The organism is Serratia sp. CY37869 (assembly GCF_052168895.1).
In the GTDB taxonomy this organism is placed as follows: domain Bacteria; phylum Pseudomonadota; class Gammaproteobacteria; order Enterobacterales; family Enterobacteriaceae; genus Serratia; species Serratia ureilytica.
The window spans coordinates 279,541-298,896 of the sequence record NZ_JBJNLU010000004.1 but is presented as its reverse complement, the minus strand read 5'-3'; the positions used below and the strand labels follow the sequence as shown (position 1 = coordinate 298,896).

Annotated in this window: 17 protein-coding genes; 10 read left to right on the top strand and 7 right to left on the bottom strand. The window is 63.7% G+C overall.

Translation table 11 applies throughout. The features are described from left to right. Positions 1-2 precede the first annotated feature (2 nt). From ACJ8J1_RS20115 to ACJ8J1_RS20095, 5 genes are all read left to right on the top strand, one after another. On the top strand, positions 3-200 hold the full coding sequence (locus ACJ8J1_RS20115; RefSeq protein ID WP_033641758.1) for a hypothetical protein: 198 nt from the start codon (positions 3-5) through the stop codon (positions 198-200). 328 nt (positions 201-528) lie between these two features. After that, a complete protein-coding gene (locus ACJ8J1_RS20110; RefSeq protein ID WP_033641757.1) occupies positions 529-1,176 on the top strand; it encodes a helix-turn-helix transcriptional regulator in 648 nt (215 codons plus the stop codon). 140 nt (positions 1,177-1,316) lie between these two features. Continuing rightward, a complete protein-coding gene (locus tag ACJ8J1_RS20105) occupies positions 1,317-2,504 on the top strand; it encodes an MFS transporter (RefSeq protein WP_033641756.1) in 1,188 nt (395 codons plus the stop codon). Then, the gene (locus ACJ8J1_RS20100) at positions 2,501-3,613 is read left to right on the top strand and encodes a class II histone deacetylase (RefSeq protein WP_033641755.1); all 1,113 of its coding nucleotides are present in this window, start codon (positions 2,501-2,503) and stop codon (positions 3,611-3,613) included. The genes ACJ8J1_RS20105 and ACJ8J1_RS20100 overlap by 4 nt, the downstream gene beginning before the upstream one ends. A 95-nt stretch (positions 3,614-3,708) precedes the next feature. Beyond that, the gene (locus ACJ8J1_RS20095) at positions 3,709-4,515 is read left to right on the top strand and encodes an alpha/beta hydrolase (RefSeq protein WP_033641754.1); all 807 of its coding nucleotides are present in this window, start codon (positions 3,709-3,711) and stop codon (positions 4,513-4,515) included. Positions 4,516-4,553: 38 nt separating this feature from the next. Here the strand turns inward: ACJ8J1_RS20095 and ACJ8J1_RS20090 are convergent, their stop codons facing one another. From ACJ8J1_RS20090 to ACJ8J1_RS20080, 3 genes are all read right to left on the bottom strand, one after another. Then, positions 4,554-4,919, bottom strand: a complete 366-nt coding sequence (locus ACJ8J1_RS20090) for a cupin domain-containing protein (protein ID WP_015376517.1) — start codon at positions 4,917-4,919, stop codon at positions 4,554-4,556. Positions 4,920-4,937: 18 nt separating this feature from the next. Continuing rightward, positions 4,938-6,239 carry an NAD(P)/FAD-dependent oxidoreductase gene (locus tag ACJ8J1_RS20085; RefSeq protein ID WP_033641752.1) on the bottom strand — a complete coding sequence of 434 codons (1,302 nt, stop codon included), beginning with the start codon at positions 6,237-6,239 and terminating at the stop codon, positions 4,938-4,940. Between the two features lie 101 nt (positions 6,240-6,340). Further along, a complete protein-coding gene (locus tag ACJ8J1_RS20080; RefSeq protein WP_033641751.1) occupies positions 6,341-7,099 on the bottom strand; it encodes a helix-turn-helix transcriptional regulator in 759 nt (252 codons plus the stop codon). 229 nt (positions 7,100-7,328) lie between these two features. Between ACJ8J1_RS20080 and ACJ8J1_RS20075 the strand changes: the two genes are divergently transcribed. Then, a complete protein-coding gene (locus tag ACJ8J1_RS20075) occupies positions 7,329-8,456 on the top strand; it encodes an iron-containing alcohol dehydrogenase (protein ID WP_033641750.1) in 1,128 nt (375 codons plus the stop codon). Positions 8,457-8,591: 135 nt separating this feature from the next. Here ACJ8J1_RS20075 and ACJ8J1_RS20070 read toward each other — a convergent pair whose 3' ends face one another. Continuing rightward, positions 8,592-9,521 (bottom strand): LysR family transcriptional regulator, encoded by a 930-nt coding sequence (locus tag ACJ8J1_RS20070; protein ID WP_033641749.1) that lies wholly within the window; start codon positions 9,519-9,521, stop codon positions 8,592-8,594. 135 nt (positions 9,522-9,656) lie between these two features. On the opposite strand from ACJ8J1_RS20070, the gene ACJ8J1_RS20065 reads away from it, so the two are divergent. The 4 genes from ACJ8J1_RS20065 (at position 9,657) to ACJ8J1_RS20050 (ending at position 15,130) form a co-directional block, all read left to right on the top strand. After that, complete coding sequence (locus ACJ8J1_RS20065; RefSeq protein ID WP_033641748.1) at positions 9,657-10,997, top strand: aspartate aminotransferase family protein; 1,341 nt, start codon at positions 9,657-9,659, stop codon at positions 10,995-10,997. 10 nt (positions 10,998-11,007) lie between these two features. Then, positions 11,008-12,516, top strand: coding sequence for a CoA-acylating methylmalonate-semialdehyde dehydrogenase (locus ACJ8J1_RS20060; RefSeq protein ID WP_033641747.1), 1,509 nt, complete (start codon positions 11,008-11,010; stop codon positions 12,514-12,516). A 125-nt stretch (positions 12,517-12,641) separates the two neighbouring features. After that, positions 12,642-14,018: an APC family permease gene (locus ACJ8J1_RS20055; RefSeq protein WP_033641746.1), complete on the top strand. Its 1,377-nt coding sequence runs from the start codon at positions 12,642-12,644 to the stop codon at positions 14,016-14,018. Positions 14,019-14,020: 2 nt separating this feature from the next. Then, a complete protein-coding gene (locus ACJ8J1_RS20050) occupies positions 14,021-15,130 on the top strand; it encodes a DmpA family aminopeptidase (protein ID WP_033641745.1) in 1,110 nt (369 codons plus the stop codon). 34 nt (positions 15,131-15,164) lie between these two features. Here the strand turns inward: ACJ8J1_RS20050 and ACJ8J1_RS20045 are convergent, their stop codons facing one another. From ACJ8J1_RS20045 to ACJ8J1_RS20035, 3 genes are read right to left on the bottom strand one after another with little or no spacing between them, the layout of a single operon-like run. After that, entirely contained in the window at positions 15,165-16,415 is a 1,251-nt protein-coding gene (locus ACJ8J1_RS20045) for a phospholipase D-like domain-containing protein (protein WP_033641744.1), read from the bottom strand. Continuing rightward, positions 16,408-17,058 (bottom strand): MotA/TolQ/ExbB proton channel family protein, encoded by a 651-nt coding sequence (locus tag ACJ8J1_RS20040; protein ID WP_033641743.1) that lies wholly within the window; start codon positions 17,056-17,058, stop codon positions 16,408-16,410. Before ACJ8J1_RS20040 ends, ACJ8J1_RS20045 begins: the two co-directional genes overlap by 8 nt. A gap of 46 nt (positions 17,059-17,104) precedes the next feature. Next, positions 17,105-19,348, bottom strand: a complete 2,244-nt coding sequence (locus ACJ8J1_RS20035; RefSeq protein ID WP_033641742.1) for a TonB-dependent receptor family protein — start codon at positions 19,346-19,348, stop codon at positions 17,105-17,107. Positions 19,349-19,356: the final 8 nt, after the last annotated feature.

Below are 19,356 nucleotides of genomic sequence, written 5' to 3'. Positions count from 1 at the left end.
AAATGCTGACTATCGTCCTTAAGGACGAGACGCTTTCAACCTGCGGCCGCGCTCACGGCGGCGCGCTCGCTCAGCATGAAGCGGATCGGCTCAGCCCAAGCAAGGTCATCATTTTTTCGTCTTATACGTTTGGCGCCGACTGGCGCTATCTTCAATGCGCAATACAGGAAGCGGTGGAAAAGCCTGGCTATCGTTCTTAAGAACGAGGGGCGGCGACGGTCGTGCCGGTTGTAGCACGCGCAGGGCGGCGAGGGCTTCGTCCAGGCAAGCAGTGAAAAGCGCTGTAAATTCAGCGGGAAAAGCGGTGAATTATTTCATTAACCTATTAATGAAAACCGCAAAAAATCCGACCTGAAAACCCCTGACCATTGCAGTGTCATCTTGTTATTTCTGTGTTTTATTGCAATCGGCCTCACGTTGTTAATATGTTTTTATTGTGTTGCCAAATTGCTACAACTATGCTTGTATCGTTCATATATTGACCGCCAACATTCTCCAGATTGAACGATAAAGGGAGGAATACGAATCATGCACAGCACAGCATCCGATGCCTTTATCAACAGTTGTTTGGCGACCATCACGCACCTGATCCCGGTGTCCGCCGGAGTGTTTTATCTGGTCGATCGCGACCTGCGGCCGGATCACTACATCCTGCACGGCATGCCCGATAAAACGCATCAGCAATACCTGAACCACTTTCAGCAAATAGACCCGCTGCAGCCAGCCAACTTCCATCGGCAAGACATCACCATGGTCGGCATGAGCCCGGCGGCGATCGCCGACAACCGCCGCTATTACCACGACTTTATGCTGCCGAACGACATGCGCGACATGACGGAGATTTTCATTCGCCAACGCAAACGCATCGTCGCCGGGGTGTCGTTGATCCGCGATACGCCGTTTACCGAATTGGAGCGCGGCCGCCTGCGCGCGGTGCTGCCGCTGATTGAGCTGGCGACGCGCGATCTGCTGCCCGACAGCGAGGCGCAGCTGCTGACCGCCAAGGAACAAGAGATCGTCAACCTGGTGCGCGAAGGCGCCAGCAATAAGCGCATCGCCCTGAAGCTGGGCATTTCGCTGTCCACGGTGAAAACCCATATGCGCAACATTTTCGCCAAAACCGACGTGGTGAACCGCACCGAACTGGTCGCCAGCGGCTTTCTCGCCCACGGTTAACGTCCGATAACGGCCGCCGCTGCCGGCGGCCGGAAAATAACGCCAAAACGTATTCGCCATTTATGGCGCGGCTCCCCCCTGCCCGCAATCGGGCCGGGCGGGATATTTCATCGTCACTCAACGCTTGGGGAATAAGGTTTATGTCCAGTGATTCGGTTTCCGCGCCCGCCGCCAGCGCGGCGCTCCCCTGCCCGCCGCGGCTGCTGACCGCCATTATCGTCTTCGCCGCCATCGCGCCGGGCATTCTGATGACCGCCCCCGCCGTGGCCGCCCAGCTCGCCGCGCAGTGGCAGCTCGGCCCGGCGCAGATCGGCCGCCTGTTCTCCACCGAACTCGGCGCCATGAGCCTGGCCACGCTGCCGGCGTGGTGGTGGATCGGGCGCATCAACTGGCGGCGGGTCGCTGCGCTGTCGGCGCTGGTGTTTATCGCCGGCAACCTGGCTTCGGCGCTGGTGCAGGATTTCACCCTGCTGCTGCCGCTGCGCTTTATCGCCTCGCTGGCGGGCGGCACCCTGATGATCCTGTGCATCACCTGCGCCGCCGGCACCGCCAATCCCAGCCGCGTCTATGCCTTCTGGGTGCTCGGCCAGCTGGTGCTGGGCGCGGTGGGGCTGCTGGCGCTGCCGCCGCTGTTCGCGCACTTCGGCCTGATGGCGGTCTACCTGATTTTGGCCGCCATCATGTTGTGCTGCCTGCCGCTCATCCCGGCGTTTCCCAACGGTTTCACCGCCGCGCGCAGCGCCCGCAGCGGAGCCGCCGCCTCGCCGACGCGCAAGCTGTGCGCCGTGCTGGCGGTGCTGACCTTTTACATCAGCCTGAGCGCGGTCTGGACCTTTATCGGCGGCATCGCCGCCGGCGCCGGGCTGTCGCCGGCCCACAGCGGCCAGGTGCTGGCCGTCGCCACCTTGCTCGGCATCGTCGGCGCCGGCGCCGCAGCGTTGATCGGCGCGCGCTTCGGCGGCGGGCGCCCGATCGCGCTCGGTTACGCCCTGCTGCTAGCCAGCGTGGCGCTGCTGGTGGGTCAACCCTTGCTGCTGCGCTTCGCCCTGGCGGCCCTGCTGTTCAAATTCACCTGGACCTTCGTGCTGCCGTTCATTCTGGCGCGGGTCGCCGGGTTGGATAACGACGGCAAGCTGATGAACGGCATCAACCTGGTGATCGGCGGCGGCATGGCCATCGGCCCGACGCTGGCCGGCTATCTGATCGAATCTTCCGGCGGTTTCAACGCCTTGCTGTTCGGCGCGCTGGGCTGCGCGCTGCTGTCGCTGCTGTTGATTTCGCTGGCTGCACCGCGCGCACCGCGCCGTATAACAGGAGGAGAAAGGTGAAAAGAACAACCGGTTTCTTGTTTGATGAACGCTGTTTCTGGCACAGCACCGGCCTGCACGCCACCACCCTGCCGGTCGGCGGCTGGGTGCAACCGCCCTCGGGCGCCGGCCATGCCGAATCGCCGGAAACCAAACGGCGCATGAAGAACCTGATGGACGTGTCCGGCCTGTCGCGCCAGCTCACCCTGCTGAGCGCCGAACCAGCGACGGAAGAAGACCTGCTACGCATCCACCCCGCCCACTATCTGCAGCGCTTCAAACAGGTGAGCGACAGCGGCGGCGGCCTGCTGGGGGAAGAGGCGCCGCTGGGGCCGGGCAGCTATGAAATCGCCAAACTCTCCGCCGGGCTGGCCTGCGCGGCGGTGGAGGCGGTGCTGCAGGGCGAGCTGGATAATGCCTATGCGCTGTCGCGCCCGCCGGGCCACCACTGCCTGCCGGATCAATCGATGGGCTTCTGCTTCCTGGCCAATATCCCGATCGCCATCGAGCGCGCCAAGGCCCGTTACGGCCTCGGAAAAGTGGCAGTGCTCGACTGGGACGTGCACCACGGCAACGGCACCCAGCACATCTATTGGCGGCGCGGCGACGTGCTGACGCTGTCGCTGCATCAGGACGGCTGCTTCCCGGCGGGCTATTCCGGCGAACAGGATCGCGGTGAAGGCGCCGGGGCGGGCTGCAACGTCAACGTGCCGATGCTGGCCGGCGCCGGCGACGACGGCTACCTGCACGCCATGCGGCGCATCATCATCCCGGCGCTGGAAAAATTCGAGCCGGAAATGATCATCGTCGCCTGCGGTTACGACGCCAACGCGCTCGATCCGCTGGCGCGCATGCAGCTGCACAGCGACAGCTTCCGCGCCATGACCGCGCTGGTGCAGGAGGCCGCCGATCGGCTGTGCGGCGGCAAACTGGTGATGGTGCATGAAGGCGGCTACGCCGAATCCTACGTGCCGTTCTGCGGGCTGGCGGTGATGGAACAGCTGAGCGGCGTGCGCACGGAAGTGCAGGATCCGCTGCTGGCGTTCATCCAGCAACAGCAGCCGCGCGACGCGTTCAACCGCTTCCAGCGCGAAGCGCTCGACGCGTTGGCGCGCCAGTTCGGCCTGTAACCCCCCTCTCTGCGGGCGCCGCACCCGGCGCCCCTGACAACCTCGCCGCCAGCCGCTACGCTGAAGGGCAACCCTACCACCATGAGAACAATAACATGTCCGAACAAACCGTCAGCTTTATCAAAGGCCGTCACGGCGATATCGCCGTGCACGACTGGGGAAACGACAAGCCGCGCTATCTGGCGTTGCTGGTGCACGGCTACGGCGAGCACCTCGGCCGCTATCAATACGTGGCGCGCACGCTGCAGGCGCAGGGCGCGCGGGTGTTCGGCCCCGACCATCTCGGCCACGGCCTGTCACAGGGCGAACGCGTGCTGATCGAAGATTATGACGCCGTGGTCGACGACGTGCAGCGCGTGGTCAGCCATTTCCGGCAGCAATATCCCACCTTGCCGCTGGTGGTGATCGGCCACTCGATGGGCGGCATGATTGCCACCCGCTACGTGCAGCGCCATGGCGAGGAAGTGCGCGCGCTGGTGCTGTCCGGCCCGCTGCTCGGCGACAGAACGGCGATTTCCGATCTGGCCGAACTGCCGACGATCCCCGACTCGCCGCTGGATACCGCCACCCTGGCGCGCGATCCGGCGGTCGGCGCGGCCTATCAGGAGGATCCGCTGGTGTGGCACGGGCCGTTCAAGCGCCCCACCCTGCGCGCCATGCAGCGGATGCTCGCCGCCATCAACGCCGGGCCGGGCTTCGGCGCGCTGCCCACGCTGTGGATCCACGGCGATGACGATCGGCTGGTGCTGATGAGCGAAACGCAAACCGCGCTCGATCGTCTGCAGGGCGACGACTTCGAACAGCTGATCAATGCAGGCGGGCGGCACGAGAGCTTTAACGAAACCAATAAGGATCAGATCCTCAAGCGGGTGACCGATTTTATTGCGCGGGCGCTGGGCTAAGGCGTTCCCCCTCAGCATACTGAGGGGGCATAAAAGCGTCAGCCCTCGACGATGGCGAGGTAGTGTTTGACGAAGCGATCCGAGGTGATGTCCCAACGCACCGGAGTGCCCTTCTCGACGAACCAGGAGTCGCCGGCCTGATACTGCACCGATTCGCCGGTGCGTTCGTTGGTCAGGGTGGCGCTGCCTTCCCACACCGTGGCGTGCTCGGCGAACGGATACTCCATCACGAAGCTGCCGCGGGTGCAGCTGAACACGCCGCAGTTCAGGTTGTCGGTCGGTTCGCCGAAGATGCTGGCCACGCCGACGTTTGGCGTGCCGGCGATCACCGTGGCGCCCAGGTTGCTGACGCTACCGATCTCCAGCAGTTCCGGCAGCGGTTGTTTAAGCAGTAACGGTTTCATGTGATTCTCCTCTGAGGGTTAACGGCGGCCTTTCCAGTAGCCGGATGTCTGGTGCCAAACCTTGCCGGCGGTGGTCATCACCCGCCGCAGCTTGTCCTTGCCGAAAATGTTGACGTGCGGGATCGAGCTCATCAGATCGTAGCGATCGGATCCTTCGCTCATGCCCTCCGCCAGCACCTTGCACACGATGTGGCTCGGCGTCACGCCGAAGCCGGAGTAGCCCTGCACGTAAAATACGTTGTCGCGATCCGGCAGTGTGCCTATCTGCGGGAACAGGTTGGCGCTGCAGCACAGCGGGCCGCCCCAGGCCAGATCGATCTTCACGTCTTTCAGGTACGGGAACACCTTCAGCATCAGGTTGCGGTTCCAGGCCTTGAGATCCGACGGGAAGTATTCGATCAGGCGGGTGGCGCTGCCGAACAGCAGCCGGTTCTCGTTGGTCACCCGGTAATAGTCGATCACCGGGCGGATGTCGCTGTAGGCGCCGCGGATCGGGCTGATCTGACGGATCAGATCGTCAGACAGCGGCTCGGTGGCCAGCTGGAAGGCGTAGGTATTGATAGTCTTGCGGTAGATCTGCGGCTCCATGCCGTTGAGAAAGCCGTTGCAGGCCCACAGCATCTTGTTGGCGCGCACCGAGCCCATGGCGGTGCGCACCGTGATGCGCGGGCCATACTCCACGTCGAGCACGCTGCTGTTCTCGAAGATTTTCACCCCATAGCCGCTCAGCGCCTTGGCCTCGCCCAGCAACAGATTGAGCGAATGCACATGGCCGCCGCCCATGTGTTTCAGCGCGCAGGTGTAGGCGTCGGAGCCCACCACCTGCTTCACTTCCGCGCCGGTGTAGAGTTCGATCTCTTCCTGCGGCGCCACCGCCCTGAACTCCTTCAGCCAGCCGCGCAGGGTCTTCTCCTGGCGTGCGTTGCTGCCGAGGTAGCCGTAACCGAAGCAGAAGTCGGCGTCGATGTCATATTTCTTGATGCGCTCGCGGATAATGCCGGCGCCGAGGTTGCTGATCTTGAAGATGGTTTCCAGCCCGGACGGGCCGACGTGGCGTTTGATCTTCTCCAGATCGTGGCCGATGCCGGCCATCACCTGGCCGCCGTTGCGCCCGGTGCCGCCGTAGCCCAGATAACGACCCTCGAGAATGGCGATGTTGGTGATGCCCTTCTCCGCCAGCTCCAGCGCGGTGTTGATGCCGGAGAAGCCGCCGCCGATGATCACCACGTCAACGTCCAGATCCTCTTCCAGCGTCGGGAAGCGCAGATCGTATTTTTTGGTCGCCGCGTAGTAGGTTAAGGACTCGATTTCGTTGTTCACTGCCGCACTCCCGATTGCCTATGCCATGACATCGGATTATCGGGAGCGGTGGGATCGTCCGCTATGTCCCCTTAGGGACATTCGCTACAAAAAATTAACATTCACGCGCTGCGCCGCTGCGGGGCGGCCAGCAGCAGGCTGAACAGTTCGGCCTGCGAACCGATGTTCAGCTTGCCGTAGATGTTCTTGCGGTGGTTTTTTACCGTGCCGAGGCTGATGAACAGCCGGTCGGCAATCTGCTGCGAACCGCAGCCGGCGAGGATCAGATCGACAATCTCGCGCTCGCGCGGCGTCAGCAGATAGCGCGCCTGGGCGCCGTCATCGTTCACCGTCGCGGCCTCGGCCGGCGCCGCCACCACTTCGCCGTGCAGCCGCGCCACGCTTTTCACCAGCGTCAACGCGCTGCGCAGATCCGCCCGCTGCGGGTAACGCACCGCCACCGTGCGGCGCGCCGAACCGAAAAAGACGCCCAGCCCGCGCTCCGGCGTCAGCTGCAGCAGCACGCCGGCCTCGTCGTGCCAGCCGGTCTTGCGATAAAAATTACGGTAATAGTCGCTGTGATAAAACCCGCAGGGCGCCAGCTGGCGCAGCGTGAGCACCTCGCCTTCGCCGCCGTCGTTCAGCGCGCGGTAAAACGGATCCTGCAGGTAGGCGCCCTGCTGGTAGAGCTGATTGATCGCGTCGCTGTTTTCGCGCTCGGTTTTAATCAGGCAGCGCGGCGGCCGGCCGCGTTCGAAGGCATAGACGATGGCGTTGTCGAAGGCAAAAAACCCTTCCAGCCAGTTCAACAGGCTGGGATAAAAGCATGGGCTGGCCACCGCATCGATCACCGCAGACAAGCGTTCAACCTGAATTTCCATACCCGCCTCGCCATTATTAACACATTAACAATCTACCGATTTCGGATGGGGTTGGCCGCACGACGGCCGGTACTGTTAAAAAAAGCATCCGCAGCGCCGAAATGCAAGAGCGCGATCGTTTACATGTTAAACAACTCACAGGTTGCCGCAGCGGGGAAAGCGGTGGCCGCTCCGCGCCCGCTGGCTTATGCTGTGGCATCGCGACCTGCAACGCCGTCAAGGAGACCTCATGTCCGTCAGCCACATCATCGCCAACCGCCAGACCTGGTTCGGCCGCGGCAGCATCCAGCAGCTGCCGCCGCTGCTGCTTGCCGACCCGCAGCCGACGCTGCTATTCAGCTGCCGCTCTTTTCTCAACGGCCCGGTGTACGCCGGCCTGCGCGAAGCGCTGGCGCCGCTGCTCATCGGCACCGAAATCGTCAGCCACGAGGCGTCGCCGCAGGAAATCGACGCCTGGGTGGCACGCTGGCGCGGCCAGGCGCGGCGCGTGGTGGCCATCGGCGGCGGCAGCGTGCTGGACGCCGCCAAAGCGTTCTCCGCGCTGGTTGAGCACCCGCTGCCAACGCTGCGCTATATGGAAAAGGTGGGCGACAGCAAAATCAGCGGCGCCACCCTGCCGCTGATAGCCATTCCCACCACCGCCGGCACCGGCAGCGAGGTGACCCAGAACGCGGTGATCACCGATACCCAGGTCAGCAAGGTGAAAGCCTCGCTGCGCCATAACAACTTCGTGCCGCACACCGCCATTCTCGACCCGCAGCTGCTGACGGGCGCCCCGGACAAGGTGCTGGCCTACTGCGCCATCGACGCCTTCACCCACCTGTTCGAGGCCTATCTGTCGAAAACCGCCGGCGCCATGACGCGCGATATGTCGCTGAGCGGCATCCGCCACTTCCTCGCCGCCTGGCCGGCGCTTAACCGCAGCGACGCGGCGCGCGAAGCCATTATGCAGGCTTCCTACCTCGGCGGGCTGACGCTGAGCGCCGCCGGGCTGGGGGTCATTCACGGCATCGCCGGCGAGATCGGCGCGCTGCGCGACTACCACCACGGGCAGGTCTGCGGTCGCCTACTGCTGCCGTTCCTCGCCCTGTTGGAAACCAGCGAACAGCCGCAGCAGCGCGCGCTGATGGCCGAGCTGGCCGCCAGACTGTACCCGCACTGGCAGGGCAGCCCGGAGAGCTACCTGACCGATTTCATCACCCGCCACGCCATCGCGCCGTTCTGGCAGGACGATTTGCCGATTTCCGGCCAGGAGCTGGCGGTAGCGCTGGAGAAATCCAACAGCAAGAATTCCTGGATCGACTATGCGCCGGCGCAGCGGCAACGGATGATCGAAGAGGCGTTTCGCGTCGAATGATTATATAATCAGATCAACGCACTAGCAGGAGTTAAGGAAATGGGCATCATCGGCTGGATCTTCGCCGGCATCGCGGTCGGCATCCTGGTCGGCGCGCTGATCAGAATCTTCGGCAAGAAGAAAGAGCAGTAAGCGTTACGCTGTTCCGTGGGCCGCCAGCAGGCACTCATGGAACAGCTTCACCACCCGTTGCGGCACCGGCGAGCGGCGCAGCACGCTGGAGTACTCGCAGTGATAGCGGAACAGCGCCGGTTTGATCGCCCGCATCAGGTTCTGCGCCACAAAAAACGCCGCGTAGTGATCCGGCAAAAAGCCGACGTATCTGCCGGACAGGATCAGCGTGGCGATCGACTCTTGCGCGAACCCCGTCGCCTTGCGATGCAAATGTTGCTGCAGGCTCAGTTCCATATTCGGCGAATGGTAGCCCAATCCGGCGAAAGCATAATTGTGCAGCAGATCCCAATTTAATGTTTCATGGCGGGCGGAAAATAATTCATGCTGCGCGCCGCAATATAAGAACATCCTCTCACTGAATAACGAATGATAAGATAAACTTTCCGCGCTGCGGTGCATGGGAATAACGCCAACCTGAAATTGCCCGTCAATAACGCCACGTTCAATGGTATTAATCGGCTCCACGTACATTTGCAAAGAAACCTCCGGCGCGCGCTCGCTGAATAACGCGATGGCCCGGCCGATCTGCGCCTGCGGATTGCTGACCGTATGGTCGAATATCGCCACGTGCAGCTGCCCGCCCATGCGCTGGTGCACCTCGTCCACCCCGCGCCGGAACGCCTCGGTGGCCGCCAGCAGGTTGACGGTTTCCTGGTAGATAATCAGCCCCTCGTCGGTGACCGCAAAGCCCTCGCGCCCGCGCTGGCACAGCGTCAGGCCCAGCCGCTGCTCCAGATCCTTGATGTGCTTGCTGATGGTCGACAGGCTGATATTCAGCTCCAGTTCGGCGGCGCTCATGCCGCCGCAGTCGACCACGGCCTTGAATACCCGCAGCAAACGCAGATCCATATCCGACAATTGTCCCAGCAACGCGCGCTTTTTTACTTGCATAAAACCTTAAGTAAGTTTCGACATATGATTATTCACAGTAGAGAACAAGCGGTACATAGTCAATTTCGTACAACAATTCGTTAACAACTCATTTTATTTAATTAATCGCACTTATTTTCCTGCCCGGAGGAAAACATGGCCGCTGAAAATTATTCGCTTAATCGTCTCGATGCCGAAGGGTTAGAAGCCCATTGGATGCCTTTTACCGGCAACCGCAATTTTAAAGCGCAGCCGCGCATCATTACTCAGGCCGCAGGGGCGTATTACACCAGCCACGACGGCAGAAAGATTTTCGACGGCCTGTCCGGATTGTGGTGCTGCGGATTGGGGCACGGCCGGCAGGAAATCACCGACGCCGCCCAGCGCCAGTTGGCGACGCTGGATTACTCGCCGGCGTTTCAGTTCGGCCACCCGCTGTCGTTCGAGCTGGCCAACAAAATCAAGGCGCTGACGCCGGCGGGGCTGGATTACGTGTTCTTCACCGGCTCCGGCTCGGAAGCGGCGGACACCTCGCTGAAAATGGCGCGCGCTTACTGGCGCGCCAAAGGCCAGGCGGGCAAAACCTGCTTTATCGGCCGGGAAAAGGGCTATCACGGCGTTAACTTCGGCGGCATCTCGGTCGGCGGCATCGCTGGCAACCGCAAGGCGTTCGGCGCCGGCGCCGAGGCGGACCATCTGCCGCACACCCTGCTGGCCGGCAACGCCTTTTCGCGCGGCATGCCGCAACAGGGGGCGGAGCTGGCGGAAGAGCTCAACCGCATCATCGCGCTGCGCGACGCCTCGACGATCGCCGCGGTGATCGTCGAACCGTTCTCCGGCTCCGCCGGGGTGATCGTGCCGCCGGTCGGCTATCTGCAGCGCCTGCGCGAGATCTGTACCCAGCATGACATTCTGCTGATCTTCGACGAAGTGATCACCGCCTTCGGCCGCTGCGGCGCGATGACCGGCGCCGAGGCGTTCGGCGTCACGCCGGACATCATGAACATCGCCAAACAGGTGACCAACGGCGCGCAGCCGATGGGCGCCGTGGTGGTGCGGCCGGAGATCTACCAAACCTTCATGAACGGCGGCGAGCCGGACTACCAGCTCGAATTCCCGCACGGCTACACCTACTCCGCCCACCCGGTCAGCTGCGCGGTGGCGCTGGCGACGCTGGACATCCTGCAGCGCGAACAAATGGTGGAGCGCGTACAGGCGCTGGCGCCCTACTTCGAGCGCGCGGTGCACAGCCTGCAGGGGGCCAAACACGTCGCCGACATTCGCAATATCGGCCTGGCGGCCGGCATCACGCTGGCGGCGCGGCCCGGCGAACCGGCGCGGCGGCCCTTCGAAGCGGCGATGCGCTGCTGGGAAAGCGGGTTTTACGTGCGCTACGGCGGCGACACCCTGCAACTGGCGCCGCCGTTCATCAGCAGCGAAGCGCAGATCGATGCGCTGATCAACGCCGTCGGCGATGCCCTCAACGCCACCGAATAAGGAGCGAACCATGACCATTACCCATTGGATCAACGGCGAACCCGCCGCCGGCGGCGAACGCAGCCAGCCGGTTTACGACCCGGCCACCGGCCAATCGGCGCAGGAGGTGCTGCTGGCCGATCGCGCCACGGTGGAGCGCGCCATCGCCGCCGCCGAGCAGGCTTACCCCGCCTGGCGCGACACGCCGCCGCTGAAGCGCGCGCGCATCATGATGAAGCTCAAGGATCTGCTGGAGCAGCACGCCGACGCCATCTGCCAACTGATCACCGCCGAGCACGGCAAAGTGCTCAGCGACGCCCTGGGCGAACTGCAACGCGGCATCGAGAATATCGAATACGCCGGCTATGTGCCGGAACTGCTGAAAGGCGAACACAGCAAAGAGGCGGGCCCGGGCATCGACAGCTGGAGCGAGTTTCAACCGCTCGGGGTGGTAGCGGGCATCACCCCGTTCAACTTCCCGGCGATGGTGCCGCTGTGGATGTGGCCGATGGCGGTCGCCTGCGGCAATACCTTCGTGCTGAAGCCTTCCGAGCGCGTCCCTTCCGCCGCGCTGTATATCGCGCGGCTGGCGGCGGAGGCCGGGCTGCCGCCGGGGGTGCTCAACGTGGTCAACGGCGATCGCGAAGCGGTGGAGACGCTGCTGCATGACGGACGCGTGAAGGCGATAAGCTTCGTCGGTTCGACGCCGGTCGCAGAACACATCTATCACACCGGCTGCGCGCAGAACAAACGGGTACAGGCGCTGGGCGGCGCCAAGAACCATGCAGTGGTGCTGCCGGACGCCGATATCCCCGGCGCGGTCGGCGCGCTGATGGGCGCAGCCTTCGGCTCCTGCGGCCAGCGCTGCATGGCCATCCCGCTGGTGGTGGCGGTGGGCGACGGCACCGCTGAAGCGCTGATCGCCGGGCTGCGGCAACAGATGGCCGCCATGCGCGTCGGCCCCGGCAGCGACAACCGCAACGACATGGGGCCGCTGGTGACCCGGCAGCATTATCAGAAGGTGAAAGGCTATATCGATCAGGGCGTGGCCGAAGGCGCCGAGCTGCTGGTGGACGGCCGCGAACTGAGCGTGATCGGCGCCGACGGCCGCCCCAGCCAGGGGTACTTCCTCGGCCCGACGCTGTTCGATCGCGTGACGCCCGGCATGCGCATCTATCAGGAAGAGATCTTCGGCCCGGTGCTCGGCGTGGTGCGCGCGGCGTCGCTGCAGGAGGCGATGGCCTTGATCGACGCCCATGAATACGGCAACGGCACCTGCCTGTTCACCCGCGACGGCGAAGCGGCGCGCCACTTCTCCAGCCGCATTCAGGTCGGCATGGTGGGGATCAACGTGGCGCTGCCGGTGCCGGTGGCCTACCACTCGTTCGGCGGCTGGAAGCGCTCGCTGTTCGGCGATCTGCACGCCTACGGCCCGGACGCGGTCAGGTTCTACACCAAACGCAAGACCATTACCCAGCGCTGGCCGGCCTCTGGCGATGCCCGCCGCGCCAGCTTCAGCTTCCCGTCGGGGCAGGGGTAACACATAAGAACAATAAACTTCCGGGGAGCAACGCTCCCCGGCATTTAGCGCGCTCCATTTGATTTCTGCGTACAGCCTGTGCAGCAAAACAATTACTCACTCACACGTTAATGGAGTCGTTAACCATGAAAGAGTCCGCCCCTGAACACACTTTCAAAGGCAATCTCAGTGTCCTCGACGTGGTGATGATTACCGCTTCCGGCGTGACGCCGGCCAGCTCGATCTTCGTCATCGCGCCGCTGGCGATCGCCAGCGCCGGCAGCGGCGCCTTTCTGTCGTTTCTGATCGCCGCCTGCGTCGCCGCCACCATCGCGCTGTGCTATGCCGAGCTCGGCGCCGCGCACCCCAGCGCCGGCGGCGAATACAGCATCATCAAACGCCTGTTCGGCACCCTGTGCGGGTTGCAGACCTATCTGTTTATTCTCAGCGCCGCGCTGTTCGTGCCGGCGGTGCTGGCCACCGGCGCCGTGCCCTATCTGAATACCGCGCTGGGCACCTCATTCGACGCCTCCACCGCTGGCATGATCACCGTGCTGATCGGCGGCGCCTGCGCCATTTTCAACATCAAGGCCAACGCCCTACTGACCGGCGCCTTTCTGGTGGTGGAAGTGGCGGTGCTGGCGCTGATCGCCTGGCTCGGTTTCAGCCATCCGCATCAAAGCGCGGAGATCCTCACCGCGCCGGTGATGCTGGACGCGCAGGGCAGCCTGGCGCCGGTTTCGCTGCCGCTGATCGTCGCCATGGTCGGGGTCGCGCTGTTCTCCTACAACGGCTACGGCGCGGCGGTGTACATGGCGGAAGATATGCGCGAGCAGGGCAAACCGATGGCGGTCGCGATCATGCTGACGCTGGTCATCGTGGTGCTGGTGGAACTGGTGCCGTTCACCGCCCTGCTGATCGGCTCGCCGTCGCTGGCGGAGATGGCCAAACAGGCCGATCCGGTCGGTTATGTGGTCACCCAGCTCGGCGGCCCGACGCTGGCGCGGGTGGTGAGCGGCGCGATCTACCTGTCGGTATTCAACGCCATCATCGCCATCGTGGCGCAGTTCAGCCGCATGATGTTCGCCAGCGGGCGCGACGGCTTCTGGCTGCCGACGTTCAACCGCGCGCTGAAAATCATCCACCCGCGCTTCGGCACCCCCTGGATCGCCACCCTGCTGTTCGGCGTCCCCTCGGCGCTGCTGGCGTTTTGCTCCGACCTCGAATCGCTGACCTCATTCACCGTGATCCTGCTGCTGCTGGTGTACATCATCATGGCGGTGGCGGCGCTGATCAGCCGCCGTCGCCGCCACTTCCATCACCCGTACCTGATGCCGCTGTGGCCGCTGCCGGTGGCGGCGGCGCTGCTGTGCTGCCTGTACGTGCTGTGGACGATTTTGATCGCCAGCAGCCTGAAAGACTTTATTATCATTGCCGGCATCATCGGCTTCGGGCTGGCGCTGAACCACTTGCGCGGCCGCCAGACGGCGCCCCTCGCCACCCCCTCAATAGAAGGAGAATAACCATGACGCAGCGCGCTCAGGATCTGGGCATCACCATCGGCCAGGGCACGCCCGGCCCGCTGAACGCCATCACCGACGTGCCCGGCGTGCGCGTCGGCCATGCCAGCCTTCATGCCGATTTGGCGGACGGGCGCAGCGTGCGCACCGGCGTGACGGTGATCGAACCGCGCCCCGGCTCCGCTCGCCACGCGCCCTGCTTCGCCGGCGTGCACGTGCTGAACGGCAACGGCGACGCCACCGGCCTGGAATGGGTGCGAGAAGCGGGCCTGTTGACCAGCCCGATCGCTTTCACCAACACCCACAGCGTGGGGGTAGTGCGCGATGCGCTGATCGCGCTGGAGCGTGAAACGCTGCCCGCGAGCGACAACGCGGTGTACTGGAATATGCCGGTGGTGATGGAAACCTTCGACGGCCTGCTCAACGACATCAACGGCTTTCACGTCAAGGCCGAGCACGTACGCCAGGCGCAGCAGGCGGCCCGAGGCGGCTTGCCGCAGGAAGGCGCGGTCGGCGGCGGCAGCGGCATGATCTGTCATGAATTCAAGGGCGGCAGCGGCACCGCATCGCGCCGCTTGCCCGCCGATCAAGGCGGCTGGACGGTGGGCGCCATCGTGCAGGCCAACCACGGCAAGCGAGAGTCGCTGCTGGTCGGCGGTTACCCGGTGGGCCGCCACCTGGGGCATCTCCCCTCGCCGTTCACGCCGCAGTTGCCGCATCCCGGCATGGGCTCCATCGTGGTGGCGCTGGCGACCGACGCGCCGCTGCTGCCGCACCAGTGTGCGCGGCTGGCGCAGCGCGCCAGCATCGGCATCGCCCGCACCGGCGGCGGCACCGAGGATTCGAGCGGCGATATCTTTATCGCCTTCGCCACCGGCAACGACGGCCTGCCGCCCGCCGACTACGCCAATAAAGGCAATTTCACCACGCCGCTGCGCATGGTGAACAACGACTACATTTCGGCGCTGTTCGCCGCGGCGGCGGAAGCGGTGGAAGAGGCGATCGTCAATGCGTTGCTGGCGGCCAATACCGTCAGCGGCAACGGCCATCGGGCGGAAGGATTGAGCGCCGAACAGCTGGTGACGGCGCTGGAGAAGGCCGGCTGGCGGCGGTAAACAACGCGGGGCGCGGGTTAACGCGCCCTGACCGTCAGGATTCGCCGCCCGGTTTGGGCGTCGGGTAATCGTAATCCAGCTTCAACGGCTCGGCGTAGACGCTGTCCCACAGCTGTTGGTACAGCCTGTCCAACCGCCCGCTCATCGCCGCGCTGTGCAGCACCAACTCCAGATTGCGCGAGTTGTCCAGATAGCCGCCGGTCCAGTTGCTGGTGCCCACCCAGGCAATCTCATCGTCGATGGTCATCAGCTTGCTGTGGATCACCCGGGCAAACGGGATGAAGCCGCTGCTGGCCAGCGGAATGGTCACCACCTTGATCTGCACGTTCGGCACCAGCGCCAGGCTCTTCAGCCAGGCGATATCCGGCTTTTTGGTGTTCCAGTTGGCTACCATCAACTCGATCTGCACGCCGCGCGCCGCCGCACCGCGCAGCGCGTTGTCGATGACCGCATAGAAGGGGCGACTGCGCTCCGGGCCGAACGACAGCGGTGCGTAATCCATTACCTGCACCCGCACCCGCCGTTTGGCGTCGGCCAGCAGACGCGGCAGCTCGGCCTGCGAATCGAGCACGCCCGCCGGGTTGTAGGCGCGCGGGCTGGCCACCAGATAGTTGCCCTGCGGGGGCGCCGTCGGCGGCGAATCGGGCAGCGTCGGCACCGGCTTATCCTGCGCCAGCAGCGCCTGCGCCCGCCAATCCTGTTCGAAGATCGCCTGGATCTGCCCCACCACCCTGGCGTCGCTGATGCGCAGCCCGGTTTCGTGAATGTGTTCCAGCGCGCGCCAGTCGAAGTTCTGGCTGCCGACGAACGCCTGCTCGCCGTCCACCAGCAGATACTTGGCATGCAGAATGCCGCCGCTCAGCTTCTGGTATGGGATGATGCGCAGCTCCAGATTGGGGATCGCCTTCAGCTGTTCCAGCGTTTCGGCGGTGGAGAGGCGAATGCCCTTCTCTTCCAGCAAAAAGCGGATTTTCACCCCGCGTTCGCCGGCCGCCTTCAGGTGCTGCAGCACGCCGTCCAGCAGCGAACCGTCCTGATTCGCCACGTAGAACTGCCCCAGATCGATGCGGGTTTTCGCCGCGTCGAACATCTCGCGCCATACCTCGGCGGTGTTGCGCAGGTCGTCGGCCTGCAGCGCGGTTTCCACCGGTGCGGTGTACACCAGCTCGTAACCGGGAATAGCAAAACGCGCCGCAGCGCTCTGGCTCAACATCAACAAACAACCGCTCCACAATGCCGTATAAAGGCGGCCTCTCGGCCGCCGTACTGGATGGCCATTAGGCATAGCGCGGCGCTCCGCTGTCAACCCATTGTTCGCCGCTGCCGCTCTCCGGACGGCTGGCCGGCTGACCGGCGCGGATCAGCAGCACCTTCAGCAGTTCGTTGATGCGCTCCATGCGGCTCTGCAGGAAATTGTTGGCCACCAGGCACAGCAACGCGATGGCGATGCCCAGCCCGGTGGCGTACAGCGCGGTGCCCATGCCGGCCGACACCAGACTCGGCTCGGACACCCCCGAGGCAGCCAGCGCCTTGAAGGTTTCGATGATCCCCATCACCGTGCCCAGCAGCCCCAGCAACGGCGCGGCGGTGACCACGGTTTCCAGCAGCCACAGGCCGCGCGCCATCGGCGGCTTGCTCAGCAGGTACTGGGCATCGATCAGATCGCCGATCGTTTCACGATCGCCGGCGCGGTGCTTCTGCGCCAATACCGGCGCGATCACCGCCATCGGCAGGCTGTTGCGCTGCGTCAGCGCGTCGGGCAGATCGGCGGCGCGGCGCACCTCCGGCGTCAGCGCCTGCTCCAGCCTGCGCGCCTGGCGCTGGGTATAGGCGAAGTACAGCGTACGTTCGATGATGATCACCAGCGCGATCGCCAGCGCGGCGTACATCACGTAGAAAATAATGTCGTGCAACAGATTGGCGTCCATACAGGGTTCCTCTTCCCCGCCGCCGGGCAGACGGCGGGGCATTCAGTTAAAAGGTGGCTTCCAGCGAGACGCTGAAGGTGCGTTCTTCGCCGACGTTGTAATACGGGGTGCTGGCCTTCACGCCGCCGTAGGGCGCCGCGTTGAAGGTGGTGGTGCGCACCGAGGTCAGGTATTCCTTGTCAAACAGGTTGCTGATGCCAAAACGCAGCGCGGCGCTTTTGACGATTTTCTTGTCCACCGGCAGATGCACCCCCGCCGCCAGATCGAACACCGTGCGCCCGCCGATCTTCTCGTCGTTGGTCAGATCGCCATAGAACGCGCTGACGTACTTGCCGCTGACGCTGCCGTAGTACAGGCCGTCGTCATAACCCAGCGTCATGTTCAGCAGGTTTTTCGGCACGTTCGGCACCTCTTTGCCGGAGGTCGGCAGCGGCAACCCGCCGTTGCTGACGATGTCGCTCTTCTGCTTCGATTGGGTATAGGTATAGGAGGTGTAGTAGTTGAAGTTATGCGGCAGTTGGCCGCTCCACTCCAGCTCCAGCCCTTTGTTCTCCACGTTGCCGATGTTCATCATCTCGTAGTCGCCGGCCGCGTTGGTGGTGGAGATCTGGCGATCGCTGTAGCGCATGTAGAACAGCGTGGCGCTCAGCAGCATGTCTTCCTGTTGGAAGCGCCAGCCCAGCTCGTGGTTCCAGCTCAGCTCCGGCTTGGTGCTGAGCGAATCGCCGACGTTGTACAGCACATAGTTCGGCGGCGTGCGCATGTTGCGCGTCAGGTTGTAGAACACCTGGTTTTCCTGGTTCACCTTATAGCTGGCGCTGAAGTTCGGCAGGAATTCATGATAGGTGGCTTTGCGTTTCTCCGGCGCGTTGTACAGGCTGCCGCGATTGTCCCCTTTACGTTCCACGTACTGATAGGCCAGGCCGCCGACGAAAGTCCAGTCCGGCGTGGCGAACCAGGTATCCTGCAGCCACACCTTCTGCGCCGGGGTGATGGTGTACTGGTTGCGCCCCTGAACGGTGTTGCCGTTGGCATCCTTCACCTGATCGGAACCGCCCGGCGGCCCCCAAATCTGCGACGGGTTGCCGTCGCCCTTGATGCTGATGAACGGCTGGGTCTGCAGCTGGCGCGCGCGTTCATACCAGTAACCGATATCCAGACTGTGCTGATCGTTGATGTCCCACTTCAGCTTGGTGGTGATGCCCGGCCGCCAGGTCTGCGTCCACGACGGGCGGTAGTAGGTGTTGGATTTCAGGTTGCTGAGATTGTACTGCCCTGCCCTGTCCGATGTGCTGGACAATACCGACGCGGTTTGACCGTTGAAGCTGCCGCCGTTGCCCCAGTAGTAATACGGTTGCAGGGTCAGCGACAGGTTGTCGCGCAGCTGCAGCTTCTGGGTGAACGACAGCGTGAAGTTCTCGAACGGGTTGCGCTCGAGCTTGTAATACTTGTTCAACTGTCCGCGGCTGTTGTACTCCGGCGTGGTGGCATAGTCGGTGTCGCGGCCGTCGTTTTGGAACTGCGCCTTGCTCAGGGTGTTGTAGTTGGTGTTGTTCTGGCGGTTGTACTTCATCACCAGATTGCTGCTGTTGCCGTTGCCGTCTTCGTACAGCGAGTTCATCTCGAACTTGTCGGAGTACAGCCGCCCCTCGCCGCGCCACTTCTTCGCCTCGGTGTGCGAATAGGAGAGCCAGTTGCTGAAGCCGTTGTACTCGCCGGTGTCCAGGCGGGCGAAGGTTTTGCTCAGGCTGTTGCTGCCCAGCGTTTGCTTGACGAAACCGCCGAAGTCTTTCGCCGGGCGGCGCGTTACCAGGCCGATGTTGCCGCCGCTGGAGCCGATATGCGGGCCGTCCGCTTCGGAAGAGCCCTGGGTGACGAACACCTCTTCCAGGTTCTCCGCATCGCCCAGCAGGTTCGGGTATACCGCGTAGTTGCCGGAGTCGTTGATCGGGATGCCGTCCATCGACAGGCCGATCTGATCCGAGTTCATGCCGCGCATGGTGTAGTCCACGCCGCTCAGGCCGCTGGCGTCATTGCTGTTGACGTTGAGGCCCGGCGTGAACTTCAGCTTGTCGATGGCGTTGGCCGCCGACGGCATTTTATCCATCGCCTCTTTGGTGACGGTGGAGCGCGCCTTGGCGCTGTCGTCCTGCACCATCATGCCGCCGCCGAGCGACTGCCCCTTGACGCTGATGGTGCCGACGTCGGTGCCGTCGGCCGCCAACGCGGCGCCCGGCAGCATCGCCGACATCACCGCCAGATAGATCCCAGAACGATTGAACGATTTCATGGTGTGCA

What these genes read in the sequence shown, in the direction of transcription:
- ACJ8J1_RS20065 (WP_033641748.1), top strand. Translation starts at nt 9,657, where the DNA reads ATGGCCGCTGAAAATTATTCGCTTAATCGTCTCGATGCCGAAGGGTTA.
- ACJ8J1_RS20090 (WP_015376517.1), bottom strand. Translation starts at nt 4,919, where the DNA reads ATGAAACCGTTACTGCTTAAACAACCGCTGCCGGAACTGCTGGAGATC.
- ACJ8J1_RS20115 (WP_033641758.1), top strand. Translation starts at nt 3, where the DNA reads ATGCTGACTATCGTCCTTAAGGACGAGACGCTTTCAACCTGCGGCCGC.
- ACJ8J1_RS20070 (WP_033641749.1), bottom strand. Translation starts at nt 9,521, where the DNA reads ATGCAAGTAAAAAAGCGCGCGTTGCTGGGACAATTGTCGGATATGGAT.
- ACJ8J1_RS20080 (WP_033641751.1), bottom strand. Translation starts at nt 7,099, where the DNA reads ATGGAAATTCAGGTTGAACGCTTGTCTGCGGTGATCGATGCGGTGGCC.
- ACJ8J1_RS20110 (WP_033641757.1), top strand. Translation starts at nt 529, where the DNA reads ATGCACAGCACAGCATCCGATGCCTTTATCAACAGTTGTTTGGCGACC.
- ACJ8J1_RS20035 (WP_033641742.1), bottom strand. Translation starts at nt 19,348, where the DNA reads ATGAAATCGTTCAATCGTTCTGGGATCTATCTGGCGGTGATGTCGGCG.
- ACJ8J1_RS20045 (WP_033641744.1), bottom strand. Translation starts at nt 16,415, where the DNA reads ATGCCTAATGGCCATCCAGTACGGCGGCCGAGAGGCCGCCTTTATACG.
- ACJ8J1_RS20040 (WP_033641743.1), bottom strand. Translation starts at nt 17,058, where the DNA reads ATGGACGCCAATCTGTTGCACGACATTATTTTCTACGTGATGTACGCC.
- ACJ8J1_RS20095 (WP_033641754.1), top strand. Translation starts at nt 3,709, where the DNA reads ATGTCCGAACAAACCGTCAGCTTTATCAAAGGCCGTCACGGCGATATC.
- ACJ8J1_RS20105 (WP_033641756.1), top strand. Translation starts at nt 1,317, where the DNA reads ATGTCCAGTGATTCGGTTTCCGCGCCCGCCGCCAGCGCGGCGCTCCCC.
- ACJ8J1_RS20060 (WP_033641747.1), top strand. Translation starts at nt 11,008, where the DNA reads ATGACCATTACCCATTGGATCAACGGCGAACCCGCCGCCGGCGGCGAA.
- ACJ8J1_RS20050 (WP_033641745.1), top strand. Translation starts at nt 14,021, where the DNA reads ATGACGCAGCGCGCTCAGGATCTGGGCATCACCATCGGCCAGGGCACG.
- ACJ8J1_RS20075 (WP_033641750.1), top strand. Translation starts at nt 7,329, where the DNA reads ATGTCCGTCAGCCACATCATCGCCAACCGCCAGACCTGGTTCGGCCGC.
- ACJ8J1_RS20055 (WP_033641746.1), top strand. Translation starts at nt 12,642, where the DNA reads ATGAAAGAGTCCGCCCCTGAACACACTTTCAAAGGCAATCTCAGTGTC.